General features: G+C 67.7%; 19 protein-coding genes and 1 tRNA gene. 2 read left to right on the top strand and 18 right to left on the bottom strand.

Annotated features, from left to right (window positions below):
- Position 1 precedes the first annotated feature (1 nt).
- The 14 genes from gspN to FHR21_RS06345 all read right to left on the bottom strand — a co-directional run bounded on the left by gspN (position 2) and on the right by FHR21_RS06345 (position 16029).
- Positions 2-721 (bottom strand): type II secretion system protein N, encoded by a 720-nt coding sequence (gene gspN, locus FHR21_RS06410; protein ID WP_184096375.1) that lies wholly within the window; start codon positions 719-721, stop codon positions 2-4.
- Positions 718-1200 (bottom strand): type II secretion system protein GspM, encoded by a 483-nt coding sequence (gene gspM, locus FHR21_RS06405; protein WP_184096373.1) that lies wholly within the window; start codon positions 1198-1200, stop codon positions 718-720. The genes gspN and gspM overlap by 4 nt, the downstream gene beginning before the upstream one ends.
- A complete protein-coding gene (gene gspL, locus FHR21_RS06400) occupies positions 1197-2348 on the bottom strand; it encodes a type II secretion system protein GspL (RefSeq protein ID WP_184096371.1) in 1152 nt (383 codons plus the stop codon). Before gspL ends, gspM begins: the two co-directional genes overlap by 4 nt.
- A gap of 1 nt (position 2349) precedes the next feature.
- Positions 2350-3357 (bottom strand): type II secretion system minor pseudopilin GspK, encoded by a 1008-nt coding sequence (gspK, locus tag FHR21_RS06395; RefSeq protein WP_184096369.1) that lies wholly within the window; start codon positions 3355-3357, stop codon positions 2350-2352.
- A complete protein-coding gene (gspJ, locus tag FHR21_RS06390) occupies positions 3354-4091 on the bottom strand; it encodes a type II secretion system minor pseudopilin GspJ (RefSeq protein WP_184096367.1) in 738 nt (245 codons plus the stop codon). The genes gspK and gspJ overlap by 4 nt, the downstream gene beginning before the upstream one ends.
- Entirely contained in the window at positions 4088-4465 is a 378-nt protein-coding gene (gene gspI / locus FHR21_RS06385; protein WP_338113081.1) for a type II secretion system minor pseudopilin GspI, read from the bottom strand. The genes gspJ and gspI overlap by 4 nt, the downstream gene beginning before the upstream one ends.
- On the bottom strand, positions 4455-4928 hold the full coding sequence (locus tag FHR21_RS06380) for a GspH/FimT family pseudopilin (RefSeq protein ID WP_184096363.1): 474 nt from the start codon (positions 4926-4928) through the stop codon (positions 4455-4457). The genes gspI and FHR21_RS06380 overlap by 11 nt, the downstream gene beginning before the upstream one ends.
- Entirely contained in the window at positions 4903-5382 is a 480-nt protein-coding gene (gspG, locus tag FHR21_RS06375; protein WP_246427077.1) for a type II secretion system major pseudopilin GspG, read from the bottom strand. The genes FHR21_RS06380 and gspG overlap by 26 nt, the downstream gene beginning before the upstream one ends.
- Before the next feature lie 12 nt (positions 5383-5394).
- Entirely contained in the window at positions 5395-6612 is a 1218-nt protein-coding gene (gene gspF / locus FHR21_RS06370) for a type II secretion system inner membrane protein GspF (protein WP_184096359.1), read from the bottom strand.
- Positions 6605-8107: an ATPase, T2SS/T4P/T4SS family gene (locus tag FHR21_RS06365; RefSeq protein WP_184096357.1), complete on the bottom strand. Its 1503-nt coding sequence runs from the start codon at positions 8105-8107 to the stop codon at positions 6605-6607. The genes gspF and FHR21_RS06365 overlap by 8 nt, the downstream gene beginning before the upstream one ends.
- The gene (gene gspD, locus FHR21_RS06360; RefSeq protein ID WP_184096355.1) at positions 8104-10263 is read right to left on the bottom strand and encodes a type II secretion system secretin GspD; all 2160 of its coding nucleotides are present in this window, start codon (positions 10261-10263) and stop codon (positions 8104-8106) included. Before gspD ends, FHR21_RS06365 begins: the two co-directional genes overlap by 4 nt.
- A 6-nt stretch (positions 10264-10269) precedes the next feature.
- Positions 10270-11124 carry a type II secretion system protein N gene (locus FHR21_RS06355; RefSeq protein WP_184096353.1) on the bottom strand — a complete coding sequence of 285 codons (855 nt, stop codon included), beginning with the start codon at positions 11122-11124 and terminating at the stop codon, positions 10270-10272.
- A gap of 583 nt (positions 11125-11707) precedes the next feature.
- The gene (locus tag FHR21_RS06350; protein ID WP_184096351.1) at positions 11708-14389 is read right to left on the bottom strand and encodes a TonB-dependent receptor domain-containing protein; all 2682 of its coding nucleotides are present in this window, start codon (positions 14387-14389) and stop codon (positions 11708-11710) included.
- Positions 14390-14469: 80 nt separating this feature from the next.
- The gene (locus FHR21_RS06345) at positions 14470-16029 is read right to left on the bottom strand and encodes a hypothetical protein (protein ID WP_184096350.1); all 1560 of its coding nucleotides are present in this window, start codon (positions 16027-16029) and stop codon (positions 14470-14472) included.
- Between the two features lie 478 nt (positions 16030-16507).
- Between FHR21_RS06345 and FHR21_RS06340 the strand changes: the two genes are divergently transcribed.
- Positions 16508-16594 (top strand) — tRNA-Leu (locus tag FHR21_RS06340).
- Positions 16595-16669: 75 nt separating this feature from the next.
- Here the strand turns inward: FHR21_RS06340 and FHR21_RS06335 are convergent.
- The 3 genes from FHR21_RS06335 to FHR21_RS06325 are packed head-to-tail and all read right to left on the bottom strand — an operon-like array spanning position 16670 to position 20354.
- Positions 16670-18292, bottom strand: coding sequence for an acyl-CoA dehydrogenase family protein (locus tag FHR21_RS06335; RefSeq protein WP_184096348.1), 1623 nt, complete (start codon positions 18290-18292; stop codon positions 16670-16672).
- 11 nt (positions 18293-18303) lie between these two features.
- Positions 18304-19170: a crotonase/enoyl-CoA hydratase family protein gene (locus FHR21_RS06330; protein WP_184096346.1), complete on the bottom strand. Its 867-nt coding sequence runs from the start codon at positions 19168-19170 to the stop codon at positions 18304-18306.
- A 2-nt stretch (positions 19171-19172) separates the two neighbouring features.
- Complete coding sequence (locus FHR21_RS06325) at positions 19173-20354, bottom strand: CaiB/BaiF CoA transferase family protein (protein WP_184096344.1); 1182 nt, start codon at positions 20352-20354, stop codon at positions 19173-19175.
- Positions 20355-20393: 39 nt separating this feature from the next.
- Here FHR21_RS06325 and FHR21_RS06320 point away from each other — a divergent pair, with 39 nt between their 5' ends.
- Entirely contained in the window at positions 20394-21209 is an 816-nt protein-coding gene (locus tag FHR21_RS06320; protein WP_184096343.1) for a hypothetical protein, read from the top strand.
- 330 nt (positions 21210-21539) lie between these two features.
- On the opposite strand, the gene FHR21_RS06315 is transcribed toward FHR21_RS06320, so the two are convergent.
- Positions 21540-24887, bottom strand: a complete 3348-nt coding sequence (locus FHR21_RS06315; protein ID WP_184096341.1) for a TonB-dependent receptor — start codon at positions 24885-24887, stop codon at positions 21540-21542.
- Positions 24888-24891: the final 4 nt, after the last annotated feature.

Here is a 24891-nt window from a genome sequence, read left to right as displayed (position 1 = left end):
GTCAGAAGCGGCCGGCGGTCGTCAGCCCGAACCCGTCCGGTCCCGCCTTGAATCCGATCGCGGCGAGGGTAGCGGCCATCGCCGGGTCGTCATCGACGCGGATCGCGAACCGCGCGCGCCACGTACCCTTGCCGTCGAACGTCAGCGTCAGCCGTTCCATCCCCGACTGGCTGGCGAGCGCCGCCTGCGCGCGGCCGTCGGCGCAGCGCAGCGGCCCCGACAGACCGCGTGAGAGGTCGAGCCCAGCGATCGGGACTGCGACCGCGAGTTGCAGGCGGCCGCCTGCCTGGGCGCACCGGCCGTCGGCATCGAAGCGCAGCGTCGCGCCCTCGAAACGCAAGCTGTCGACGGGAATCGGGCCGAGACCTCCGGCGAGCGTCGCGACCCCGTTGACGTCCGATACCCCGCGCGGATGGCTGCCGTGGAGGCGGCCCGAGAGAGCGCCGAGGCGCTCGTCGCTTCGCGCGAAGGCAAGGTCGACATCGCCGGTCAGCAAGGCGAGCGGCGACAGGCTGGCGGCCACCGTGCCGAGCGGCAGCGCGCCGAGCCGCGCCTCGACCAGCTCGCCCGACCAGATCGACCCGCGAACCTCGCGCGCCGCGATGCCGGCCTCGCCCGCACCCGCCCAGGCAAGCGCGAGACGCATCGGAAAGGTCAGGGCGATCAGCACCAGCGCGAGCAGCAATGCCGCGCCCAACCAGAGCCTGCGTGCGCGACTCATGGCGCGGCCCTCCGAAGCTCGGCGGTCATGCCGACGGTGCCGTCGGCGGCGGGCGTGATGCTGAGCTGGTCGACGATGAAACCCTGTCCTTCGAGCGCGGCGAGCCAGTCGGTGAGGACCGGCGCCTTGGCCGTCGCGATTGCGATGGTCGCCTGATCGGTCCCGCGCGCCTCGTTGCGATCGAGCGTCAGCCCGATCTCGCCCGCCGACTGGGCGAGAAACTGGTCGATCGGGGCGGCATCGGTCGCCGCCGCAACCGTTTTCGCGGGGCGCCGCGCCAACAATTGCGCCTTGGCAGCGACGCGCCCTTCCCTTTCTATCGCGGTCCTGTGATCGGCCTCGAGGCTCGCGAAGGCGGCATAGGTCGGACGGCCGAGCGCCCAGAACAGCGCGCCGAGCGTGAGCAGCGCCGCAACACCGACGAGCCAGCGCTCGCGCTGCGACAATCCTGCCCACCAGTTTCGTATCCGTTCGCTCATGGCACCGCTCGCACCGTGATATTGGCCATCTGCTGCCCGTCGGTGCCCGCCATCGGCTGCGCGGTGACGCGATAGCCGCGTGCCTGCAGCGCAAGCAGCACCTGGTTGAGATCGTCGACCCGCGGCGCCGCGAGCGTCGTCGTCAGCGTGCCGTCGGTGCGGTGCGACAGCGATTTGAGCGTCACGCCCGGCGTGTCGCGCATCGCACCGAAGAGCGCCGAAGCCGGCACCGAAAAGGCGAGCGGCCCGCCGCCCGCCGCGGCGAGGCGCCGGTCGAGCTCGGCCTCGGCCGCCGCGGCGTCGGGCGCGGTCACCCCCGCCTTCTTCGCCGTTGCGACAACGGCTTCGTCGGCGCGGCGCGTGTCGGACGCGAGTCTTAGCGCGTGGACGAGCGGAATCGCCAGGCTGACGAGGACGAGCGCGGCGAGCAGGCGCTTGCCGAGCCGCAGCAGCGCCGGGTCGAGCGCCCAGCGCCGCTTCGGCCTCCACGCGCCGCTGAGGAGATCGAGCGGCGGCGCGGCCAGCGAGAGGAGCAGCGCCTCGCGCATCACATCGGGATCGAGCGGCGCGATGTCGCGACCGGCGGCGATCAACGGGTCGAGCGCGGGGTCGGACACATAGGCGCGGTCGGCGGTGCGTATGATCTGTTCGCCGCCGACCTCGGCCGACCAGAGCGCGTCGGGTTCGGGCGGCGGCACCGTCGCGGCGGCGGGCAGGATCGCCGCCACCTCCAGCTCGCGCGCCGCAAGCCAGACGGTCCAGGCGGTCATCGCCGCGTGGCTCGTCACCGCGACCGGCACCGCCTGCCCTGCCGACGCGGGCGTGCCGGCGACGACGTGCAGGCTTGCGGGGTCGCCGAGGCTGTCCCGCAATGCCTCGATCCGCGCCGCGGCGGCCGCCTGCGCGGGCGCGGCGTCGGGGAAATGGTGCCAGCGCAGCGGGACGTCGGCGGCGGGCGCAAGCGCGATCAGCCGGTCGTCGCTCTCGACCGCGTCGTCGGAACGTTCCCAGGCGTCGACCCAGCCGTCGTCCTGCCCCGAATCGACGATCGCCCCGTCTTCGACGCGCAGCCAGGCGACATCGGCGGGCGCATCGGAACCATCGAGCGCCGATAGCGGCGGCAGCCAGAGAAGGAAGCTGCGGGCCACGTCAGTCGCTCTCGCCCCAATCGCGCCGCACGATCGCCGGCGGCGCGGCGCCCGCGGCGGGGGCACCGCCCCAGGCATCGATGAGCGAATTGGCTGTCAAATCCCCGTCCCCCAGCGTCACTTGCGTCCTGAGCGCGAGCCAGCGGCTGGTCACCCCGGCCTGCGTGGCGACATCGTCGCGCGGCTTGATCTGTGCGAGCGGCCCGGCCGCCCAGAATCGCACGCTGCTGCCATAGCCGCCGACGGGCCGCGCCGCCAGCACCGCACGCGCGTCCGCAAGGCCGAGCTTGCCCGGCAGCAGCATCGCGAGCAGCGGCGCCTGTGCGGGGGCGAGCGTGTTGACGTTGAGCTGCACCGGCTCGGCGACCGGCAGCACGCACAGCCAGGGCTTGAGCCGCGCATAGATTTTCGGCGTAACGCCGCGCACCGCGCGCAATTCGCTGACATCGGCCATCTTGCGGTTGGCGGGCAGATAGCTCGCCTGCAACGCGCGATAGACGCCGTCCTCGGCGCCTTGCCGGCCTTCGTTGCCGTCACTGTCAATCCAGTCGGCGGCGGCGCCCGCAATGCCCTGCGCCACTCCGCGATCGATGCCGAGCAGCACCATCAGCTCGGTGAACTGGCCGACCGCGCCGGCCCGCTGGCTGAGCCGGCCGGGCACGGTTTCGGCGGCGAGGCTGTTGAGGTTGAAGCAATTGTTGGCGTCGGTCAGCCGTGCCGTTCCCTGCCCGCCGGGCAGCGGCAGCACGAAATCGCGACCGAGCCAGTTGCCCGCCAGCGTCAATTTGGCCGGATCGCGCGCCACGAGATCGGCGACGCGGCGCAGCGCGATCTGCTCGGCGGCGAAGCTGTAGGCACGCCCCTGATCGACCGCGGCGGCGCTTCCCGCAATGCGCGTCGCGAGCGTCAACCGGTCGAGCGCGGTCGCCGCGATCACCGCCATCACCGCGACGAGCAGCAGCACGGTCAGCAGCGCGGCGCCGCGCTCGGCCTGCGGCGGGCGGGTCACGGCGCGGGACTTTCGGGAGCCGGCGGCAGCGGCGGCGTCGGCGCGGTCAGGAACAGCATGGTCAGCGGCTCACGCCCGGCGCGCGTCAGCCGCACTTCGACCGCGCGCGGCAGACGATCGTCGGGGTCCGAAGACCAGGTCGTGCTCCAATTTCCGTCGGCGCCGCGATAGCGCACCGCGACGCCGGTCACGTCGGCAACGAGCCGGTCGCCCGCGCCGAGCGGCGTGCCGTCGAGCATCGGCTGGGTCGCGCGGCGCCATTCGCCGGTCATCAGCGCATAGCCGACGCGCTCGATGCCCGGACGCGGTCCGCCATCGACATTGGCCGCGCCGGCATGGACGAAGGCAAAGCCGGTCGGCGAACCGAGGAAGGCGGGCACCGCCTCGCCCGAGGGGCCGCGCGTCGACCGTGGCAGCGCCTGCGCAAGGTCGTTGGCCATGACCGCGCGCAGCCGATTGATCCCGCCCATCGCCTTCAGCCGCGCCTGCACCGTGTTCTGCGTGTCGACGCTGCTGCGCAGGAGGCTGACGCCCATTGCCGCGATGGCGGCGAAGATCGACAGCGCGATCAGCATCTCGACGAGCGTAAAGCCGTTTCCGCCCTTCTCCGCCGTTCGCCCTGAGCTTGTCGAAGGGCCGTTCCTTCTTCTGACGCCGCCAGAAGGACGGTGCTTCCCCCGGACGTGATCCGGGATCGGCACGACCGGAGAGAGGGGACAGAGAAGGGCCCTCATCGCGACGGCCGGATGATCGTCAGCACCGCCTGCCCACGCCCGCTTTCGGGCCGAACCGTCAGGTCGATGCGGAGCAGGCTGTCGTCGGCGGTCTTTGCGACGCGCTGCTCGATGCGCCAGGTCCGCCCGGCGTTGGCGACGCTGCTCGCGCTGGTGCCGATCGTCGGCGGCGCGGGGTCGGTCCATAGCTCGACCGCGCGATTCTGCGCAACGATGCCCGCGATCGTGCTTTCGTCGAGATCGCCCGCGCTGCGTACCGCATAGGCGTCGAGCCGCACCAGCGTCAGCGCCGCGATGGCGATGATGCTGAGCGCAACCAGCATTTCGAGAAGGGTGAAACCTCCTTCGCCGGGAAGCGGCCCCTCATTCGCCACGGCTGACTTCTCCCGCCGCGGAGACGTGTACAACCTCACGCGCATCGCCGCCGCTGAGCATGACGGCCTGCGGCGTCGGGCTGGTGCCGACACGGTCGAAGAGAATGCGCGCGACACCCTGCCCGCCGCCGGCCGCGACACGCACGTCGGATGGCCAGCTTCGCCGTTCGAAGGCACGGCCGGGAAGCGGCTCCCACGCGCCGTCGATGCGGCGCGCGAAGCCATAGCCCGACGGTGCGAGGTCGACCGCGACACTGCGTCCCTCGATCACCGCGATATCGCGCGCGGCAGCGAGGCGGGCGGCGAGCCGGTCGGCCTCGCTGCGCACATGCTGCTCCTCGCCCGGAATGGTGAGCACGACCGCCGCCGCGGCGAGCGCGAGGATCGCGAGCACGACCATCAGTTCGACGAGCGTGAAGCCGTTCGGCCGCGGGCGCTTAACTGTCGGCGCGGATATCCGCATTCTCGTCGGTCCCGCCGGGGGCGCCATCGGCGCCGAACGACCAGACGTCGAACGCCGCTCCGCTCGCCCCCGGCGCCTGGTAATTATAGGGGCGGCCCCACGGGTCGGCGGGCAGCTTCTTGATGTAGCCGCCGCGGCGATAGCGTTCGGGCTGCGCGAGCGCGGGCGGCGCGGTGACGAGCGCGTTCAGCCCGTCGCCGCTCGCCGGATAGGTCAGATTGTCGAGCCGATATTGTTCGAGCGCATTTTCCAGCGTCGCGATATCAGCCTTCGCCTTGGTCACCATCGCCTTGTCCTGGCTCGGCAGGACGTTGATCATCACGACCGTGGCGAGCAGGCCGATGATGAAGATCACGACCATCAGCTCGGTCAGGGTGAAGCCGCGCTCGTCGCTCTTGCGCCGGCGGTGAGCGGGCCGCGACGGATCGAACATCAGGCGGAGGAAAAGCTGCATCAGCGACATTTATTATAGTCCTGCAAGATTCTGCAACTGAAGGATCGGAAGGAGGATGGCGAGGATGATGAGGGCGACGCACGACCCCATAAGCACAATTATGACAGGTTCGAGTAAGGCCATCGAAGCGGCCGTAAAACGGTCGAACTCGCGCTCCAGATAGTCGGCGGCGCGTTCGAGCATCGTCTCCAGCCGCCCCGCGCTCTCGCCGCTCGCGGTCATGTAGACGAGCAGCGGCGGAAAGATGCCGGCATCGCGTAGCGCCGCCGACAGGCTGCCGCCCGCGCGCACCCGGTCGACGAGCCCGGCGGTTGCGCCGGCGAGCGCGGCGTTGCGGATCGTCGGTACCGTCAGCCGCAGCCCCTCGACGAGCGGCAGGCGGCTCGACACCATCGTCGCGAGGGTGCGCGCGAATCGCGCCGCATACAGATCGCGCAGCAGCCGGCCGAGGAGCGGCAGGCGAAGCAGGCGCGCATCGACGCGCGCCTTGAAGGCCGGGCGGCGCATCGCCCGGATCCAGCCGAAGGTTGCGGCAGCAAGCTGCAGTGCGACGAGCCACCACCAGCTTGCGGCGAAACCCGAAATCGCGATTACCGCGCGGGTCAGGAAGGGAAGCTGCTGGCCGACGTCGGTGAACTGCTCGACGACGCGCGGGACGACGAAGATCATCAGCGCCGCGACGACGCCGATCGCGACGACGGCGAGGACGAGCGGATAGGCGAGCGCGGCGATCAACTTGCCGCGCACCTCTGCCTGGCGTTCGAGCAGGTCGGCGAGGCGGGCGAGGATGACCGTCAGGCTGCCTGTCGTCTCGCCCGCCGAGACCATGGCGCGATAGAGCGGCGGAAAGCTCGCCGGCTGGCGCGCCATCGCGTCGGCGAGCCGGCGGCCTTCGAGCAGACCGGCATGGACGTCGCCGATCACCGTGCGTGCGCTTTCGGCCTCGCTCTGGCGAGTCAGCGTGCGCAACGCCTCTTCGAGCGGCGCGACCTCCGCAAGCGTTGCGAGTTGGCGGGTGAAGAGCGCGAGATCCTTCCGGCTCAGGCGGGTCTTGCGCAAGGCGAGCAGCGAGCGGCCCCGCGCCGGACGGGCGCCCGCGGGCTCGACCGCAAGGATGTGGAACTTGCGTGCGACCAGGTCGGCGCGCGCGGCATCGTCGTTCGCCGCGGCCAGCCGGCCCGTGCGCTCGCGGCCCCTGGGGTCGATCGCCACATAGCGATAATCAGGCATCGACATCCTCGCGCCGCGCGACGCGGATCGCCTCCTCGGGCGTCGTCAGTCCCCTGGCGACCATCGCGCGCGCGGCACTGGCCAGCGTCGGCGCCTTCAGGAAAGCATGCTTCGCGATCATCGCCTCATCGCCGCCGGCATAGATGTAGCGGCGCACCGTTTCGTCGACCTTGATCGCCTCGAACACGCCGATGCGGCCCTTGAACCCGGTGTGGCCGCACTGGTCGCACCCCCTGGGCTTCCAGATGACGGTGCCGATGTCGAGGCCGAGCATCGCGGCGACGCTGTTGTCGGCCTGCACCGGCTCGCGGCAATGGTCGCAGAGCTTGCGGACCAGCCGCTGCGCCAGCACCGCGCGCAGGGTCGAGGCGAGCAGGAACGGTTCGACCTTCAGATCCTTGAGCCGCGTGATGGCGCCGACGGCATCGTTGGTGTGGACGGTCGAGAGGACGAGGTGGCCGGTCAGCGACGCCTGCACGGCGATATCGGCGGTCTCGCGGTCGCGGATTTCGCCGACCATCACGACGTCGGGGTCCTGGCGCAGGATCGCGCGCAGTCCGGCGGCGAAATCGAGGCCGACCTTGGGATTGACCTGCGTCTGGCCGACGCCGTCGACGGCATATTCGACCGGGTCCTCGACGGTCAGGATATTGCGCTGCCCGTCGTTGAGTTGCCCCAGCGCCGCATAGAGCGTCGTCGTCTTGCCCGATCCGGTCGGACCGGTGACGAGGATGATGCCGTTGGGCTCGGCCAGCGCTTCGCGCAGGATGCGGTCGCTTTCGCCGGTCAGACCGATGACGTCGAAGTCGATCCCGGCGCTGTCCTTGTCGAGGATGCGCATCACGACGCGCTCGCCCGCGCGGCTCGGAAGGGTCGAGACGCGGACGTCGATGGCCTTGCCCGCCAGCGTCAGCGCGATGCGGCCATCCTGCGGCACGCGGCGCTCGGCGATGTCGAGGCGCGCCATCACCTTGATGCGGCTGACCACGACCGGCGCGACATGCGGCGGCATGCGCAGATGCTCGCGCAGCACACCGTCGGTGCGCATCCGCACGACCAGCCCGCTTTCATAGGGCTCGATATGGATGTCGCTGACGCCCTGCCGGACGGCCTCGGCGATGATCGCGTTGATGAGGCGGATCGCGGGGGCGTCGTCGGCGCTGTCGAGCAGATCCTCGGCGCTGGGCAGGCCGCTGGCGATCAGGTCGATGTCGCCCCCTTCGAGCGAGCCCGCCATCGCGCTTGTCGCATCGACGGCATAATGGTCGGACAGTAGCCGGTCGAAATCGGCGGCATTCGCGGTCGCGACGCGCAGAGGCGCGGCGAGATAGCGTTTGACCTCGATCAGCACCGCGGGGTCGGCGCCCTCGCGCAGCGTGGCGAGCCAGCCGCCTTCGCCGTCGGGCGCGATCACGACGCCATGCGCGCGCGCGAAGCCATAGGGGATGTCGACCGGCGCCGCCGACAGCGGCGCGGCCGGCTCGGTCTCGCTCACGGCTGCTCTCCATCGGCGGCGGTCGAGGGCGGGATGGCGACCGGCGCGGGCGGCGCCGGGGCCACGGTGACGTCGGCAGGCGTCGGCGCGGTCAGAGCGGGCGGCACGGTGCCCAGATAGTCGCGCACCAGCGCGTCGATCGCGGGCTCCTGATCGGGATTCCGCTGGAGCTGGAAATTGCGGATATAGCCGTAGCGGCGCGCGGTGAGCGCGGTGTTGTCGGCACGGTTGCGCAGGATGGTCGGGCGGATGAAGACCATCAGATTGGTCTTGGCGCGGCTGCGGCTGCGCGACTTGAACAGCTCGCCGATCAGCGGAATGTCGCTCAAGAGCGGGATGCGTTCGATCGTCCGGCGCTCGTCGTCGTTGAGCAGCCCGCCGATCGCGAACATCTCGCCGTCATCGACGGTCAGCACCGTCTCGAACGAGCGCTTGTTGAGGATCAGGTCGCTGTTGCGCGACGAGACGGGTCCGGCGACGCTCGACACCTCCTGCCGGATAAACATCTTGACCTCGCCCGCGGCGTTGACCTGCGGCGTGACCTCCAGCTTGATGCCGACCTCCTCGCGCTGGACGGTGCGGAAGGCATTGTCGAAATTGTCGCTCAATGCCTCGCCGGTGGTGATCGGCACTTCCTGCCCGACGAGGAATTTCGCCGCCTGATTGTCGAGCGTCACGATATGCGGGGTCGCGAGCAGGTTCGATGTCGTGTCGGACTTCACCGCATTGATGATCGCCCCGAACACCGTATTCTTGCCGATGTCGCCCGCGAAGCCCGCGAAGCCGCCAGTCGCCGAGAGCAGCGACGCCGCCGCCGCTTCCTGCAGGCTGTTACCGAGCGAGCTGTTCTGCTGCGTCACGACGGTGTCGCCGTTGACGGTCGTCGTTTCCTGCGACAGTTCGTGCGCGGCATAGGCACCGCCCAGCGTCAGGATATTGGGCGAGGCGTTGCCATAGCTCGTCGCGGCGAAGGGGATATTCTTGCCGCCGAGCAGGAACTGGACGCCCAGCTTCTTCGCGGCATCGTCGCCGATCTCGACCACGATCGCCTCGACCAGCACCTGCGGGCGGCGGGTGTCGAGCTGGCGGATCAGTTCGCCGAGCTTGCGCTGCACGTCGGCGTTGGCGGCGACGATGATCGCATTGGCACCTTCGTAGCGAGTGACGATCGCCGGGCCGCGCGTCGCGATGCTGCCACCGCTGCCGCTGGTCGAAACGGGCGTCGCCGCTGGGGCCGGCATCGGGGCAGGCGCGGCCTGTCCATCCGCTGAGGAAGAGGTGGCCGGGGGCAAGCCCGCCTTCTGCGCCGGGTCGCTGCCGCCACCGACGAGCTGTTGCAGCGTCGGGAGAAGCGTTTCGGCATTGGCATGTTCGAGCCAGTAAACGCGCAGTTCGGCGCCGCCGGCGGCGCGCTGGTCGAGGTCGGTCGCCATCGCCACGAAGCGTGCGACGAGCGCCTGGTCGCCGCGCAGGGCGATCGCATTGCTGCTGTCGATCGGCACGATCGCGACCGGCGCCTGCGCGCCCTCCCCGGCCGCGGGGACGAGCGCCTGCAGCGCCTGCGCGATCTCGCGCGCGCCGGCGTTCTGGAGTGTCACGATGCGGCTGGTCGAGGTGTCGCGGTCGATGCTGGCCGCGAGCGCGCGGATGCGCTGTATATTGTCGGCGAAGTCGGCAACGACCAGGCTGTTGGCGTTGCGGTTGGCGGTGAGCGATCCCTGCGGGCTGACCAGCGGGCGCAGCGTTTCGACCGCCGCCACCGCGTCGATATGCCGAAGGCGGATGATCTCGGTCACGAACTGGTTCTGCGCCGCGCGGGCGCTGCCGATGCGGCCGGGCTGCGCGGCGGCGCCGTCGATCGGCTGAATGCGATAGCTGCCGTTCGGCGCCGGCACCGCGACGAGTCCGTTGGCGCGCAGCGTCGCGAGGAATATCTCGAAATATTCGCTGCGCGACAGCGGGCGGTCGGTGACGACCGATACCTTGCCGTTGACGCGCCCGTCGATGACGAAGGTGCGCCCGGTGATGCGCGCCGCATCCTGAATGAAGGCGCGGATGTCGGCATCGCGGACGTTGAGCGTATATTGGGCCAGCACTGGACCGGGCGTGGCGGAGACCAGCGCGGCGGCGAGCATCAGGGACAGTTTGAAACGCATGCTGACCTATTGTTTGGAGAGGAAGATGGCGACCGGAACGACGCTCGCGCCGCGCTCGACCTCGAGCGAGAGGCGCGCGCCGGGAGCGAGCTGGCCCGCGAGCGCGGCGGCATCGCCGGCCGAGCCGATCGGGCGGCCATTGACCGAACGGACGACATCGCCCGGGCGCAGGCCCGCGGCGCGGAAGACCGAGCCATCGCCCTGCGGCTGGACGAGCAGGCCGGTGACGCGGCCGTCCTCGGTGCGGGGAGCGAAGCCGATGCCGGCCTTGAGCGCGGCGGGCGACAGTTCGCCGCCCGATCCGACCTCCGGCGTCGGGGCGGGCAGCGCGGGACTGGCGACCGGCGCCTCGCCGCTCTGGTCGAGGAACAGGCTTTCCTGCGCGCCGCCGCGGTCGAGGGTGACATGGTCGAAGGCGACGCCGGCGAGCCGGACGCCCGGCGCGACCTCGTCCCCGACGGCGTAGCTCGCCTGCTCCCCGTCCTCGGCCGCGATGATCGCCGAACCGCCGCCCGTCGCCTCGTTGATGTTCACGCCGTAGAGGGTGAGGCCGAGCGCGGTGACGGTGGCGGCCGCGGGGCTCTGCCCGCCGGTGCGGAAGAAGGGATCGAAGCCGGCGAACAGCGCGCGGCGCTCCGCCGGCGAGGCGATGGCGGCGGTGGGCGGCTGCCACGCGCCGAGCGGCGACAACGGGACGGTCAGCGCCCAGAGCAACCGCACCGCCTGGATGACAAGCAGCCCCCCGATCAGGCCGAGGGCGAGCCGCGGTCCCAGGTCGCGGGCGCTTCGCGGCCGCACCCGCAACCAGGCGGGAAGCGCACGCGGCAGCCGAATGGCCGATCCGGGCATCAGCGTCGCCATAGGCTGTCCATTTCCCCCAAACTGAAAATACGGGTCTCGCGAATCGCCTAGAAGCGATCGGTGACAATCAGTTGACAGGAAGATTACAGTTTTTTGGCAGAGGGGCGAGTCCGGCGGCGGCGGTCAGAGGGAGGGGATGCGCGGAAGTTGCCGAAAGTGCCGCGCATCGCGACATGGGCATCGAGCGGTATCGTCATGTTTTCTTGACTTTTAGTCAATGAAACTTGATTTAATGTCAAGGGTAAATGATAAATTCGCGATTCTGGCGCAAGCCGAAGTGGTCGCGTGCGATGCGAAACTGGTGCCCGGCCGGCCCGCGAAAGGCTGATCGCCGCCCGAAGCCCTATGCCTGTCCCTGTGACCCCGCGAAGGCGGGGTCACACAAATGGGCCAGTCGAAACCGATCAGACCCTGGTCACCCAAACCTGAAGCTTATCCCATAAAGATCGTCATGCTGAACTTGTTTCAGCATCCATGGCCGGTTCTCTCGGCCAGCGCAGCGCTTCATTCGAAGGCAGGCCATGAACCCTGAAACACGTTCAGGGTGACGATTGCCAATGCCGCGAACTTCGTTTCCCCTATACTAGAATTTCACAGAGGCGCTCAGCGAGAAGGTGCGGCCGAGCTTGTAGCGGTTGAAATAGATGCGGTTGTCGCCCGATTCCTGCACCTCCTGATAGTTGCGGCCGGTCAGGTTGCGCGCCTCGAACTTCAGCTCGACCTCCTTTCCCGCGAGCATCAGCCCCTGGCGGGCGACGAAGTCGAGCGAGAGACCGGGCTTTTCCCTGAGGTCCGGCTGGCCCGACGGGCCGCGGCTGGTGACACGCGGGCTGGCATAGGTGAGGAGCAACGTCTGCTGCGACAGCCGGTCGGTATCCTCCAGCCCGATCTGGACGTTGACGAGATGGTCCGACTGGCCGGTCAGCGGCGCGCCGTCGAAGAAATAATTGGCAGCATCCTGCGTCACCCCGTTGATGACGGTCGTGTCGCCGGGGCCAACCTCGATCTTCGACTGCGTATAGGTATAGTTGCCGATCAGCACGAGGCGGCGGCTCTGCCAGAAAGGCGCATCCGACATGTCGGCCAGCGGCACATATTTCTGAAGCTCGACCTCGGCGCCATAGAGCGTCGCCTTGGGGGCATTGGCGTAGCTGGTGTTGACCGAGGAGTCCGAGATCGAGGTATAAGCCTCGATCGGATTGTCGATCGACTTATAGAAGGCGGCGAGCGTGAAGCGCTGGTCGCGATCGAAATACCATTCGTAACGCGCCTCGGCATTCCACAATTCGCTGTCGGTCAGCGACGGGTTGCCGCGGAAGAGACGATTGGATTCGGGGTCCTGATAGACCTGCGCGACGAGTTCGCGGAACTGCGGCCGCGCAATCGTTTTCGACCCGTTGAGGCGAAGCTGCATGTCGGGCGCCATTTCCCATGTCACGGTCAGTGCGGGGAGCCAATAGTCGTCGTCGAGATCGGTCGGGACGATGGCCGAAGCGCCCGAATCGAAGAGGTCGATCGGGAAGACCGTCTGCTTCGCGGTTTCGTAGCGTACGCCGGCATTGACGTTGATCCCCGCGACGACCTCTGCCTGGAGCTGCGCATAGCCGGCGTGAGTCCTCAGCTTTGCGTCGAACGCCGCAGTGCCGTCCTGCGCCGAGGTTTCGAGCAGCGTGATGTCGTAAAGCTGGATCGTCGCGTCGGAGAGCAGATAGTCGGGACGAAGCTGCTGCACCGAGATCGGCAGCCCCGAAGCGCGATACTGGAAGGAACGGCGCGAAGAGACGCGGTGCGTGTCGCTATAGGCATAGCCGACCGTCGCGGTAATCCTGGGCGCCAGCTCGTAGGACAGGTCCACGCCGCCCGACCATAGATCCTCGCTCAGGTCGGAGAAGGCGATCGTCGCATCGCCGCGATTGCCGCCGAGGTCGTTGACGAACTTGTCGCCGACCGGGTCCTGGCTGGTCGGCAGGTTGGTACGGACATAGGTGAAGCTGCGCTCATAGGGCGCCTCGCGCTGCGAGTTGGCATAGCTGCCGCGCAGATCGAGGCTGAGCCGGTCGAACTGGAATTCGCCGACGAACTGGGTGTCGATCAACTGGCGTTCGTACCAGGCCGTGTCCTGTTTCATGATGTCGCGATCGGACTGATTGCGGTCGGTGCCGAGCGCGAGCCGCGCCTGCTTGAGCGTGTCGCGGATGTAGAGGTTGGTCCAGCGCAGCTTGTGATCGCCGATTTCGAGCCCGAGGCCGAGCAGGCCGTTCACGACGATGCGATTGTCGGTGACGACGCGGTTGTAGCTTGTCTGCGGATCGCCCGAGAGATCCTGGTTCACCGACGTCTGCTGAAGCGTGTCGCGGGTGCGCCACTTGTTGCTGATCCCGGCAGTCGCGATGATGCCCAGCTCTCCGTCGCCGACCGCGATGGTGGTGCCGCCGGTCAGCCCCGCCGACCAGTTGACCGGAATATGGTTGTTCTGCTGAAGCAGCGTCGTTGGCGCATTGACGAGGTCCATCGCGATCGCTTCGAGGTCGCCGGCGCTGAAATCCGCGCCCTCGAGGATCGGTCTGCCGCTGGCGAGCGCCGCGGCGAGCGATTTCGGAATATCGCGGGTGCCGTCATCGAAGCCGGTCCAGTCGGTATCGCTGCCATAATAGGTATAGCCGAGCTCGTTCGTCGTCTCGCTGTCCCAGCCGATGCCGCCCGAGAGGGTCAGGAAGGTCTCGCGCGGGCTTGCCTTGGTCGTCAGATTGATGACGCCGCCGCCGAATTCGCCGGGGAAATTCGCCGAATAGCTTTTCTGGACGAGCGTCGAATCGATGACGTTCGAGGGGAAGATGTCGAGCGGGACGACGCGCTTCAGCGGTTCGGGGCTGGGCAGCGGCGAGCCGTTGAGCAGCGCGAGCGAATAACGGTCGCCGAGGCCGCGGACGTAGACGAAGCCGCCGCCGACGACGCTGAGGCCGGTCACGCGCTGGAGCGAGCCCGAGATATCGCCCTCGCCCGTGCGCGCAATGTCGGCCGACGAGAGCACCGACACAACCTCGGGCGTCGCGCGGACGACATTGGGGGTGAAGCGGCCTGTGACGACGATTTCCGCATTGGCGCCGCCGGGGATCGACACGTCGCCCTGCTCCTCTTCCGGCGGCGCCGGCTGCGCCGCCGACGCGTCGGCGGCAGGCGCATCGGCATCCTGGGCGAGCGCGGCGGGCGCGACGAGGGCGGTGCTGAGAAGGAGCAGGCTGGCGAAGAGCGGCCGCTGGGTCATGGTCGAATTTTCCCGAAACAGGTAAAGGAGGGAGCGGGCCCGTTCCACGGCGGCCCGCTCCCCGATCGGATCGCGAGCGATCAGGCCGTCGGCAGCGCCGTGCAGCTACCGCTGTCGTCGCCGAATTCGGCGGTCGCCGAATTGCAGGTCCAGTCCGCGTACCATGTGTCGTTGGCGTCGCGGACGGCGCCGACATAGGCGGTCGTGTCGAAGAAGCTCGACAGCGTCTTCGCATCGAACGGCTCAAGACCGGTCTCGGTCGCACCGTTGATGAACGTGCCGGTCAGGCTGGGCGTATAGGCGGCGCTGTTGTTCGTCCCCGCCTCGAAGATCGCCTGGACCGCCGCGTCGGTGACGCCGTTCGACCCGCGGAAGGCCGATGCGCCGCACTTCAGCGAGACCGAGAAGAATTTCGGCGGTCCCTGCTCATCCGGCCCGCTCGTCTGGGTCGTGGTCGCGCTGTCGATGCGGAGGCACGCCATGTCCGAGGTGATCAGGCCGTTGGCGAACGTATAGTCCGCGCCGCCGCGGATGCGGATGGCGGCGCCGTTGCCGGCCGCGGCGTTACGATGGACAAAGGTGAAGTTGGAGATGGCGACGCGCTGGCGCGGCACCGCATCTTCATTGCCGTCCGAGTCGATCTCCATCATCGAGTCGCCGACCGCGCCTCCGGCGCGCTGGACCGCGATCGCATATTGGATATTGCCCTGATAGCCGACGTCGGTGTCGAAGCTGTCGTCCTCGGCGCCGGTGACGATCATATATTTGAAGTTCGGACGGCCGCCGAAGACCTCCATGCCGTCGTCCGAGCTGTTGTGGATCTGGATATGGTCGATCTGGGTGCCCGAACCGACGCCCGACGGGGTCAGGCCCTGCAGCTCCTTGTCGGCGCTGAGGATGAAGCCCGAATAGCGGATCTGGACATAGGAGAGGCGGCCCGAATTGTCCGCCGGCTGCGCACCGCCGTAAAGCGCGTTCGACGTGCCTTCGGTGTCGCGCTCGCACGCCACCGTGCCTTCGGCGGCGCCGGGCGCGAGGCAATCGGTGACCGGCGCGCGGCCGAGCAGGATGATGCCGCCCCAGAGCTGCGACGTGTTGTCGGTCGCCGAGCCGACGACATTGCCGCGGCCGGTGAAGATGATCGGCTGCGTCGGCGTGCCGACCGCGTCGATCTTGTTGCCGCGGTTGACCGCGAGATAGGAGACGCCGGTCGAACCGAAGACGATCACGCCCGGGTCGATGGTCAGCGTGACGGCGGTGTTGGTGCTCGCGGCGCCCTGATCGGTACCGACGTCGACGCGGCCAGGCAGCGAATAGATCACGCCATCGACCTTCGGGATCGCGGTGGTCGCGGTGAAGCGCGCGGGGAAGCCGCAATTCCGCCACGTCCCCTCGGGGCCGCTGATCGTGCCGAGATCGGTCAACGGATTCGGGCCCGAGATCGAGGGACAGGAATCGGCGGGCTCGACGCTCGTCGGCGTGGGGGTCGGCGTGGGGGTGGGCGTCGGGGTCGGGGTGGGCGCCGGGATGACGATCACGCCTTCGCCGGGCGATGCGACGCCGTCGGCGCCGCACGCCGCGAGAATGGAACAGGCCACGCCGCTGAGCATGACCAAACGAACGCGTGCGAAAGCCGCCATGAAAATCTCCGTTCGGCTGAGCGCCCGCGGGCGCCGCTGATGAAAGACAGACCGGATCATGGGAAAGGAAACGCCCCTCGCCCCCGGTGACGCCGCCACTAGGGTGATTCGATGACGCTCTGACGCTAGAGCCGTGACAGTTCGGAGACTCCTGCATGTCGCTTCGATGACGATGGCGCGCGCGGGCGCCGCGCGGCGCCGCGCGGCGGGAAAATAAATGCGGCGAGGAAGCGGCTTGTCTGAAAGGCGGCGCGCGATCCTGCCTGCTTCGTCACCCCGGCCTTGATCCGGGATCCCCGCTTTCGGGCGTCGCCGAGCGGGGCCCCGGATCAAGTCCGGGGTGACAGGGACGATATGCGAACCCGCCGAGGTCGAATTACGTCATCGAATGCGGCGAAGCTCGCTTGCATCGCCGGGTGCGCTTTGCTAAGCGCCCGCTCCTACCTGGTGCCGGACCCGTTTCGGCCCTTCATGATGTGCGGTCGTGGCGGAACTGGTAGACGCGCAACGTTGAGGTCGTTGTGGCCGAAAGGCCGTGGAAGTTCGAGTCTTCTCGACCGCACCATTATCGTCAGTTTATGACAATTTTCCGATAACTTATGGACGGACGAGCCGGTCGGGCTCGGCCGATCCGGCACGCTCATGCCGCGGGCATCGCGCGGTGGAGGATCGCGCGCGTGTCGATCGCGGCGTCGAACGCGCCATAGGCGCTGCCGCGGTCGCCCAGCCGCAACCGGCAGAAGGCTTCGGCCATCGGATTGTCCTGTCCCAGCAGCACCGCCGCCTGCGCGGCGAGCGCGAGGCGCTCGACGAGCAGCCGCGCCGTTCCTTCCTGCGCGGTCCGCAGATCGATCGCGTCGATCCATGCGTCATAAGCCGCGTTACGCCCCCGCTGTCCGGCGAGAAAAGCGTTCAACGCCCCGACCCCCTCGGGCTCGCGCGCGACCGCGCGGAGCACGTCGAGCGCGATGACATTGCCCGATCCTTCCCAGATCGCGTTGAGCGGCGACTGGCGGAACAGGCGCGGCATCGGCCCCGCCTCGACATAGCCCGCGCCGCCGTGCGCCTCCATCGCTTCGTAAACCAGGCCCGGCGCGCGCTTGCACACCCAATATTTGGCGATCGGAGTGAGCAGGCGCGCGATGGCATCCTCTTCGTCGAACGCCCGCGCGAGACAGAAGCCGAGCGCGGTCGCCGCCTCGCTTTCGACTGCGAGGTCCGCGAGCACGGCCGCCATCGCGGGCTGGTCGATCAGGCGGCGCTGGAAAGCCGAGCGGTGCGCCGTGTGCCAGAGCGCCTGCGCGAGCGCGCCGCGCATCTGCTGCGCCGAGCCGATCACGCAGTCGAGCCGCGTGTGCTGGACCATCTGGATGATCGTCGCGACGCCGCGCCCCTCGGGCCCGAGGCGCTGCGCCAGCGCGCCATGATATTCGACCTCCGACGAGGCGTTCGAGCGATCGCCCATCTTGTCCTTGAGGCGCATGACGCGGAACCCCGCGTTGCGCGCGCCGTCGGGCAGCCAGCGCGGGACGAGGAAGCAGGTGAGCCCGCCTTCGGCATAGGCGAGGGTCAGGAAAGCATCGCACATCGGCGCCGAGCAGAACCATTTATGCCCGGTCAGGCTGTACCAGCCATCCTCGCCGGCCGGCTCCGCGCGCGTCGTGTTGGCGCGAACGTCGCTGCCGCCCTGTTTCTCGGTCATCGCCATGCCGATCGTCACCCCCGCCTTTTCGGCGGCGGGACGCGCGGCGGGATCGTAGCGGCCGGCGGCGATGCGCGGCACCCAGACGTCGGCGACGGCCGCTTCGGCGCGCAACGCGGGCACCGCCGCATAGGTCATCGTCATCGGGCAACTCGTCCCCGAATCGGCCTGCCCGGTCAGGAACAGGATCGCGGCGTGGAGCGTATGCCCGCGCGCGCTGCCGTCCCAGGCCGAGGCCGCGAACCCATTGTCGAGCCCCAGCCGCATCAGTTCGTGATAGGCGGGATGAAAGCGCACCTCGTCGATGCGATGACCGTAGCGATCGAAGCTGTCGAGCACGGGGGCCTGGCGGTTCGCCTCGACGCCCCATTCGATCACCTCGGCCGAACCGCAGCGCTGCCCCAACGCCGTCAGTCGCTCGGCATGGCTGCCCGCACCAGCCTGCGTCACCGCATCGACGAGCGCGCGGTCGCCGCTGAACAGGTTCACATTCTCGAACGGCGGCGGCTGATTGAACACCTCGTGCGTGTCGAGCCGGTCGATCGGGCGGATCGCGGTCATCTCGTCTCTCCTCAATCCTCAGCGGGCAGGCGTTTCGACACCTGGCTCGCGATGGGGTCGCCGCTGTCGCGTTCGGCCACCGCCTGCTTGAACCCGACCTCCTGCGCGCGTTCGCGGAACCATATACCCTCCGGCGAATGGCGCGAAACGCCGTCGAACAGCGTCGCGAACATCTGTGTATTGTTCAGGCCCATATTGTCATAGGCCTGATTGACGACGGTCTTGGTCATCATGAGCTGGTTGCGCGGCACCCCGCGCAGCCGCCCGACAAGCCGTTCGACCGCATCGTCGAGTTCGGCCTCGGGCACCACCTCCAGCGCCAGGCCGATGCGCTCCGCCTCGCGTCCGTCGATCAGGTCGCCGGTCATCATCATCCGCTTCGCCATCTGCGGCCCCAGCCGGTAAACCCACATCGCGGGGGTCGGCACGCCCCAGACGCGCGCGGGCGGATAGCCGATGCGCGCATCCTCGGCCATGACGAGAAAGTCGCAGCACAAGGCGATGTCCGATCCGCCCGCGACCGCGGCGCCGTGAACGCGCGCGATCGTCGGCTTGGTCGCGCGCCACAACGCCATGAAATCCTGCGTGTTGCGCCACATCATCTGGAAATCGAGCGTCGGATCCCACGGCATGTCCTGCGACCCGCTGATCGCGCCCTTGCGCTCGGCATAATGTTTGAGGTCATAGCCGCCGCAAAAGCCCGGCCCCGCGCCGCGCACGACGATGACATGGACGTCCTGGTCGGCCTCGGCCATCTCGACCGCGGCGCGAATCTCGCGCGGCATGCCATGCGCGATCGCGTTGAAATGGTCGGGACGGTCGAGCGTGATCGTCGCGACCCGGTTGTCGGTCGCGTAAGACAGCGTTTCAAAGCGCATCGTCAATTCTCCTGCGGAGCATGGGCCGCGCCGGAAGCGAACGCGGCGGAAATTTCGGCATCGCCAAGCCCGGCCGCGGCGAGAACGGCACGGCTGTGCTGACCGACGCGCGGCGGGTGACCGTCGAACGCGGGCCGCGCGCCATCGAAGCGCGCGACCGCGCGCGTGCGGCGCACCGCACCCGCCTCCGGATGCGCCGTGATCGCCACGAAATCGTCGTGGGCTAGCTGGGCGTGACCGGCGAGCGCCGACGAGGGGTTGGCGACGCCGCACGGCACACCCGCCTCGCCCAGTCGCGCCACGGCCTCGGCGGTACTCATCGCCGCGATACGCGGCGCGGAAAAGGCGCGCAGATCGTTCCAGTTGAGGAAGCGCGTCGCCATGTCGGCATAGCGCGGATCGGCGAGCAGTTCGGGCGCCCCGATCGCGCGTGCCCAGCCCGCGAACTCCGTCTGCGACAGCATGACAACGACGATCCAGCCGTCCTTCGTCGCCCAGGGGCGATAGACCGAGGCGATATTGGGCGGCGACGAGGCACAGTCGGGGAAGGCCTGGCCGCCGTGAAGGTCCATCCAGCCATAAGCCACCGCCGCTTCGAGCATCGAGATGTCGATCACCGCGCCCTTTCCGTTCCGCGCGCGCGCGAACAGGGCGGCGGTGACCGCCTGCACGGCGTAGAGTCCGGCCGTCTTGTCGCAAATCCACTGCGGCGCCAGCACCGGTCCATCCTCGCCCCAGCTCACCATGCCGGATTCGGCCTGGACGATCGGATCATAAGCCCGCCCGCCGCACATCGGCCCCTCCTGACCAAAGCCGGTGATCCGCGCGACGACCAGGTCGGGGCGGAGCGCGTGCAGTGTCGCGGCGTCGAAACCCAGCCGCTCCAGCACGCCGGGCCGGAAGTTGTGGAACAGCACGTCGGCCTTCGGGATCATTCGCCGCAGCAGGCCGCGGCCATCGGCGCTCCCCAGATCGATCCCCACCGACTGCTTGTCGGCGTTCAGCGCCATATAGGCCGAGCTGAATCCGGGCGCCGCGATGGCGCCCAGCAGGCGTGAGCGATCGCCTTCGGGCGGCTCGACCTTCCATACCCGCGCGCCCTGTTGCGCCATGATCTGCGTTGCGAGCGGGCCCGCGACAACGCTAGTGAGATCGATGACGGTAACATCTTCGAGGGGCAGCATCTTCCTCTCTCCCATTATTTATTGCATAAATTGACGAATATGGACGAAATACGCAATACGATAATGACCGGCGGCGACGCGATGAGTGCGCGGACGCTGATTCTCGACCTGTTCGATACCGGCGACCCGCAGGAGTTTTCGGTCGCCGACCTCGTTCGCGCCGGCGCGGCGTTCGGCATCGAGGCGCCCGGCATTCGCACGGCGCTGACGCGGCTGAAGTCCGAAGCCAGAGTGCGCCCGACCGCCCGCGGCCGTTACACGATCGGCGCCAATGCCGAACCGCTCCAGCGGCGTATCTTGGGCTGGCGGACGCGGCTCGACGGTCGCCGCGCGTGGAATGGCGACTGGCTGCTCGCCATCGCGGGACCGCAGGAGCGTGCCGACCGCACCGTCTGGCGCCGGACGCTGCGTGCGCTTGAACTCGAAGGCTTTGCCGAAGCCGAAACCAATGTCTGGGCGCGCCCGGACAATCTCGCGCGCGGCGCCGATGGCGCCCGGGCCCGCATGGCTTATCTTGAAGCGGCGCCTTCGCTGTTCCTGTTCGAGGCCCGCGGGCTCGACGACGAGCGGGCGGCGCGATTCCGCACGCTCTGGCAAAGCGATGCCCTCCGCGCCGCGCATCGCGGGCTTGCCGAGGATCTGGATCGCAGTGCCGACGCGATCGGAGCCATGGACCTTGCCGCCGCAGCCGCCGAAACGCTGCGGATCGGGCGGGCGGCGATCCGGCGCATCATGCACGACCCGCTGCTGCCCGACGAGCTTTGCCCTCCTGACGCTCTCATCGAACTGGTGGAAGCGATGACGCGTTACGACCGGATCGGGAAGCGCATGTGGCGCGCCTATCTGGCGAGCTGATCGCCGGATCGCCGGGCCGGTCCATGAGCGCCGCGACTGGATTCAACGCCGGCTGCCATGGCGGACCCTTGCGGCGTCTTTAGAGCGCAGGATGAACGCGCTTATCCCGATCGGCGCGATCGCCCTCGTCATCCCACCCCCGGTCTCGCGACCCGAAGGCAGGAAGGCCGCCGCCCCGTGCCGGGAAGGACGGGACGGCGGCCAGTTGTCCCTCAGGGGAGGGAGTGCGAGAGAAGGCATCGGCTTGCTCTGGTCCAAAAAACCGGGCCGATGCTTGCCCGGGAGCAAGCGAGGCATCGGCCCAAGGTTGTTCCCCCAGTGGAGAGGACCCTAGAATTTCTTGGCGATGCTGAACCCGATGATGCGCGGATCGAGGGTGAAGACGTTGGTCGTCAGGCCCGTGTCATCCGAGTTCAGAAAGGCATCGGTGAGCGGGGTCGAGTTGAAGACATTCTTCACATAGGCCTCGAATGTCAGATCATCGGGACCGTCAACGCGAAGCGAAATGTTGAAGTTCGTCCAGTCGCGCAGCCGGTCATAGGGCGCCAGATTGTAGACGCGGGCCCAGCTCTTGGCCTGCCAATAGGCGTCGCCACGGATCGTCGCGCTCCAGTCCGGATCGAAGTCGACCGTATATTGAGCGCCGAAATTGGCGGTCCAGCGCGGCGAATTGGGCAGCTCGTTACCACCGAGATCGGCCTTGAGGCCGGCCCCGCCGTTGAGTTCGGGGTAATTGTTGACGTCGTAGAGGGCGCCGCCAAAAGCGGGATCGCGGATGGTCGAACCGATAAAGCCACCGATCAGCCCCCGCACCCCGCCGCACAGGCCGTAATATTGGGCAACTCCGTTATTGGTTCTGGCCCATTCCGCTGCAACGTGGGTCGGAACGACGCAGTTGGACGGCAACTGCATCCAGGGCTTGACCAGCGTATAGTCGGGATTGCCCTGGGTGCGGTTCATGATGTCGATCGAGGTCTCCCCCTTCCCGATCTTGGTGCGAAGATAGCCGATATTGGCGTTGAGCCGCAGATTGCGGGTCGGCGCGAATACCGTCTCGAATTCCAGTCCCCAGACCTTGGCGTCGAAATTCTCGTTCACCGCCGTTCGGTCGCGAATCTGGGAGACCTGATAATCCTTGTAATCATAATAGAAGCCCGTGAGATTCAGGGTCAGCGCCCCGTTCAGCAGGCTGTTCTTCGCGCCGATTTCGAAGGCATCGACGAATTCGGGATCGAATGTCTGCCCATATTCTACGCCGGTCAACTCCAGCACCGGAAGCTGGTTGAAAAGCTCGATGAAGGTGAGATTGCCTTGATCGACGCCATCGGCAATGGCGTTGGCGAGCCACTCTTCCTTGGTCGCGAACCCGGGGCTCGGCGGATTGGCGCCGCCACCTTTATAGCCGCGCGAATAGAAGGCATAGAGCATGGTGTCGTCGGTGAAACCAACATCGGGCTTCCAGTCGAGGCCGATCCGTCCCGTCCACTCGCCCCACTTCTGCTTGATCGGCGGGTCTTCGGGATATCCGGCGGAAACCGTTCCCCCGCCGATCAAAGAGCGTGCCAGCAGAACTTGCGATGGAACGGGGGTGAACGTCTTTCGGTCCTCGGTGTAGCGAAAACCCGCCGTCAGTTTCAGGTCGTCGCGGATATTATAATAGAGTTCGCCGAACAGCGCCGAGGACGTGAGCTTGTACGGATTCTTGGACCGGAAATAATTATGTCCGTTGCCGTCGATGCTCTCGACCGGATTGGGATCGACATAGGGGCACATCGCCAGGGGGTCGCTTGCCGGGACCGGCAATGCGCTTCCGGTGCTCCCTCCATTCAGCGTATTGGAACCCTGGCACACATTCGGGTCCCAGTCCTGGCCAAAGGGGGGATAAAACCCTGCGCCCCAGGCCGTGGCGGTCAGCACGTTGAACATGACGTAATAGTCGGTCAACGTCTTGAACCGCGTGTAGTTGACACCGGCACTGAAGTTGAATGGGCCGTCGAAAGAAGATTGCAGTCGGAATTCCTGATTGAACTGTTTCGACTTGGCCTGGCTGATATCGAAGCCGGCGATCGTATCGGAACAACCGATCTGCGGATCGCAGAAAATGCCGCCCGGTATCAAATCATGATAGGGGCTGGGCGGGGGATTCAGGACGCCGCCTTGAAGAAGGGGCGTCGTATCGGTGAAAACCGGGAGGCTTTTGAAGCGATTATAATCCTGAAACGAATAGGTCTGATCTTCATTATAGGCCGTCTGGGACGTGAAGGTCAGTGCGGGCGTGATATCCACATCGAGATTGAATTGGAGGAGGTCCGCCTTTGCCCGATAGCGCGGATCGCGGATCGATTCGATCGTGCGCAGATTGGGAATTTGCCGGAGGCCACCATAGGGATCGACGGGCTGGATAACGGATTGCAACTGACCTGTAACCGGGTCTACCCCGATCGCCTGCCCGCCATCCTTCATCGCGACAGGAGCCAGAATGAAGCTGTAGGACAGGCCGTTGGGCGTGTCGAAGGCTCCGTCATCGTAGAGGCTTCCCGGCTTGCAGCCCTGTCCGAACAGGGCGCGGCGGATTTCCACGCTGCCATAGATATTCGCCCCATCGGCGAGATCGACATCACCCACATGCGTCGGCCCGTCATCGCGATGGCATAGCTGCTTGCCGGTGCGCGAGCGGTTGTCATTCTCGTTGAAGCGTTCCCAGATCAGATTGGCACGGAACCAAGGCGCCGGCTCGAAGGCGACCGTCGTGCGGAGCGACCAGAGGTCGCGGCCGTTGATGCGGTTCTTGGTTGTCGCGTTGTAATCATAGCCGCTGCGCTGGGTCATCGAGCCCGCGACGCGCACCGCCAGCACGTCGTCGACCAGCGGCACGTTGAGCATCGCGAGCAGGCGGCGGCTGTTGTAATTGCCGACCTCGCCCTTGATGCTCCCCTCGAACCCGCCGAAATCGGGCTGGGTCGTGATCAGGTTGACGACACCGCCGGTCGCATTGCGGCCATAGAGCGTCCCCTGCGGCCCGCGCAGCACCTCGACCCGCTCCATGTCGAAGAATTCCTGTTCGAAGAATCGATTGTGGATCAGGCCGCTGTTGTTGAAGGAAACGGCGACGCCGGGATCGCTGGTCGCGGAGACCGCCTTGGTGCCGACACCGCGGATCGAGAGGTTATAGCCGGTGAAGTTGGATTTGCTGAAGGTCAGGTTCGGCACCGCGCGCATGATGTCGGGGCCACCCTCGATCTTCTGTTCCTCCAGCGTCTTCTGCGACAGCGCGGTGACGGCGATCGGCACGTCCTGCACCGATTCCACCCGCTTCTGTGCGGTGACCACGATTTCGTTGCCGCGGTACTCGTCGGCCGCGGCCGGCGGCTCGGCGGCGCGGACGACCGACCAGGTCTGCGTCCCGGTGCGGCGGGCGGTCAGGCCGGTGCCTTTCAGCAGTAGCGCGAGCGCCTGTTCGACCGTCATGTCGCCGCGAACGGCGTTGACCTGCTTGCCCTCGGTGTCCTTGCGCGCGGCGACGATCTGGATGTCGGCCTGCCGCCCGAGTTCCGCGATTCCGGTGGTCGCCGACTGTGCCGGCACGTCGAAGCTCTTGGCCTGCGCCAGGGCCGGCGTCGCGGTCGCGACGCAGACGATCGCGGTCGTGGCCATGAACGCGCTGCGGCTGATTCCCATCCCC

The organism is Sphingopyxis panaciterrulae (genome assembly GCF_014199295.1).
Classification (GTDB): domain Bacteria; phylum Pseudomonadota; class Alphaproteobacteria; order Sphingomonadales; family Sphingomonadaceae; genus Sphingopyxis; species Sphingopyxis panaciterrulae.
Note: the sequence above shows the minus strand (reverse complement) of the source record. Positions and strands in the feature narration are given on the sequence as shown.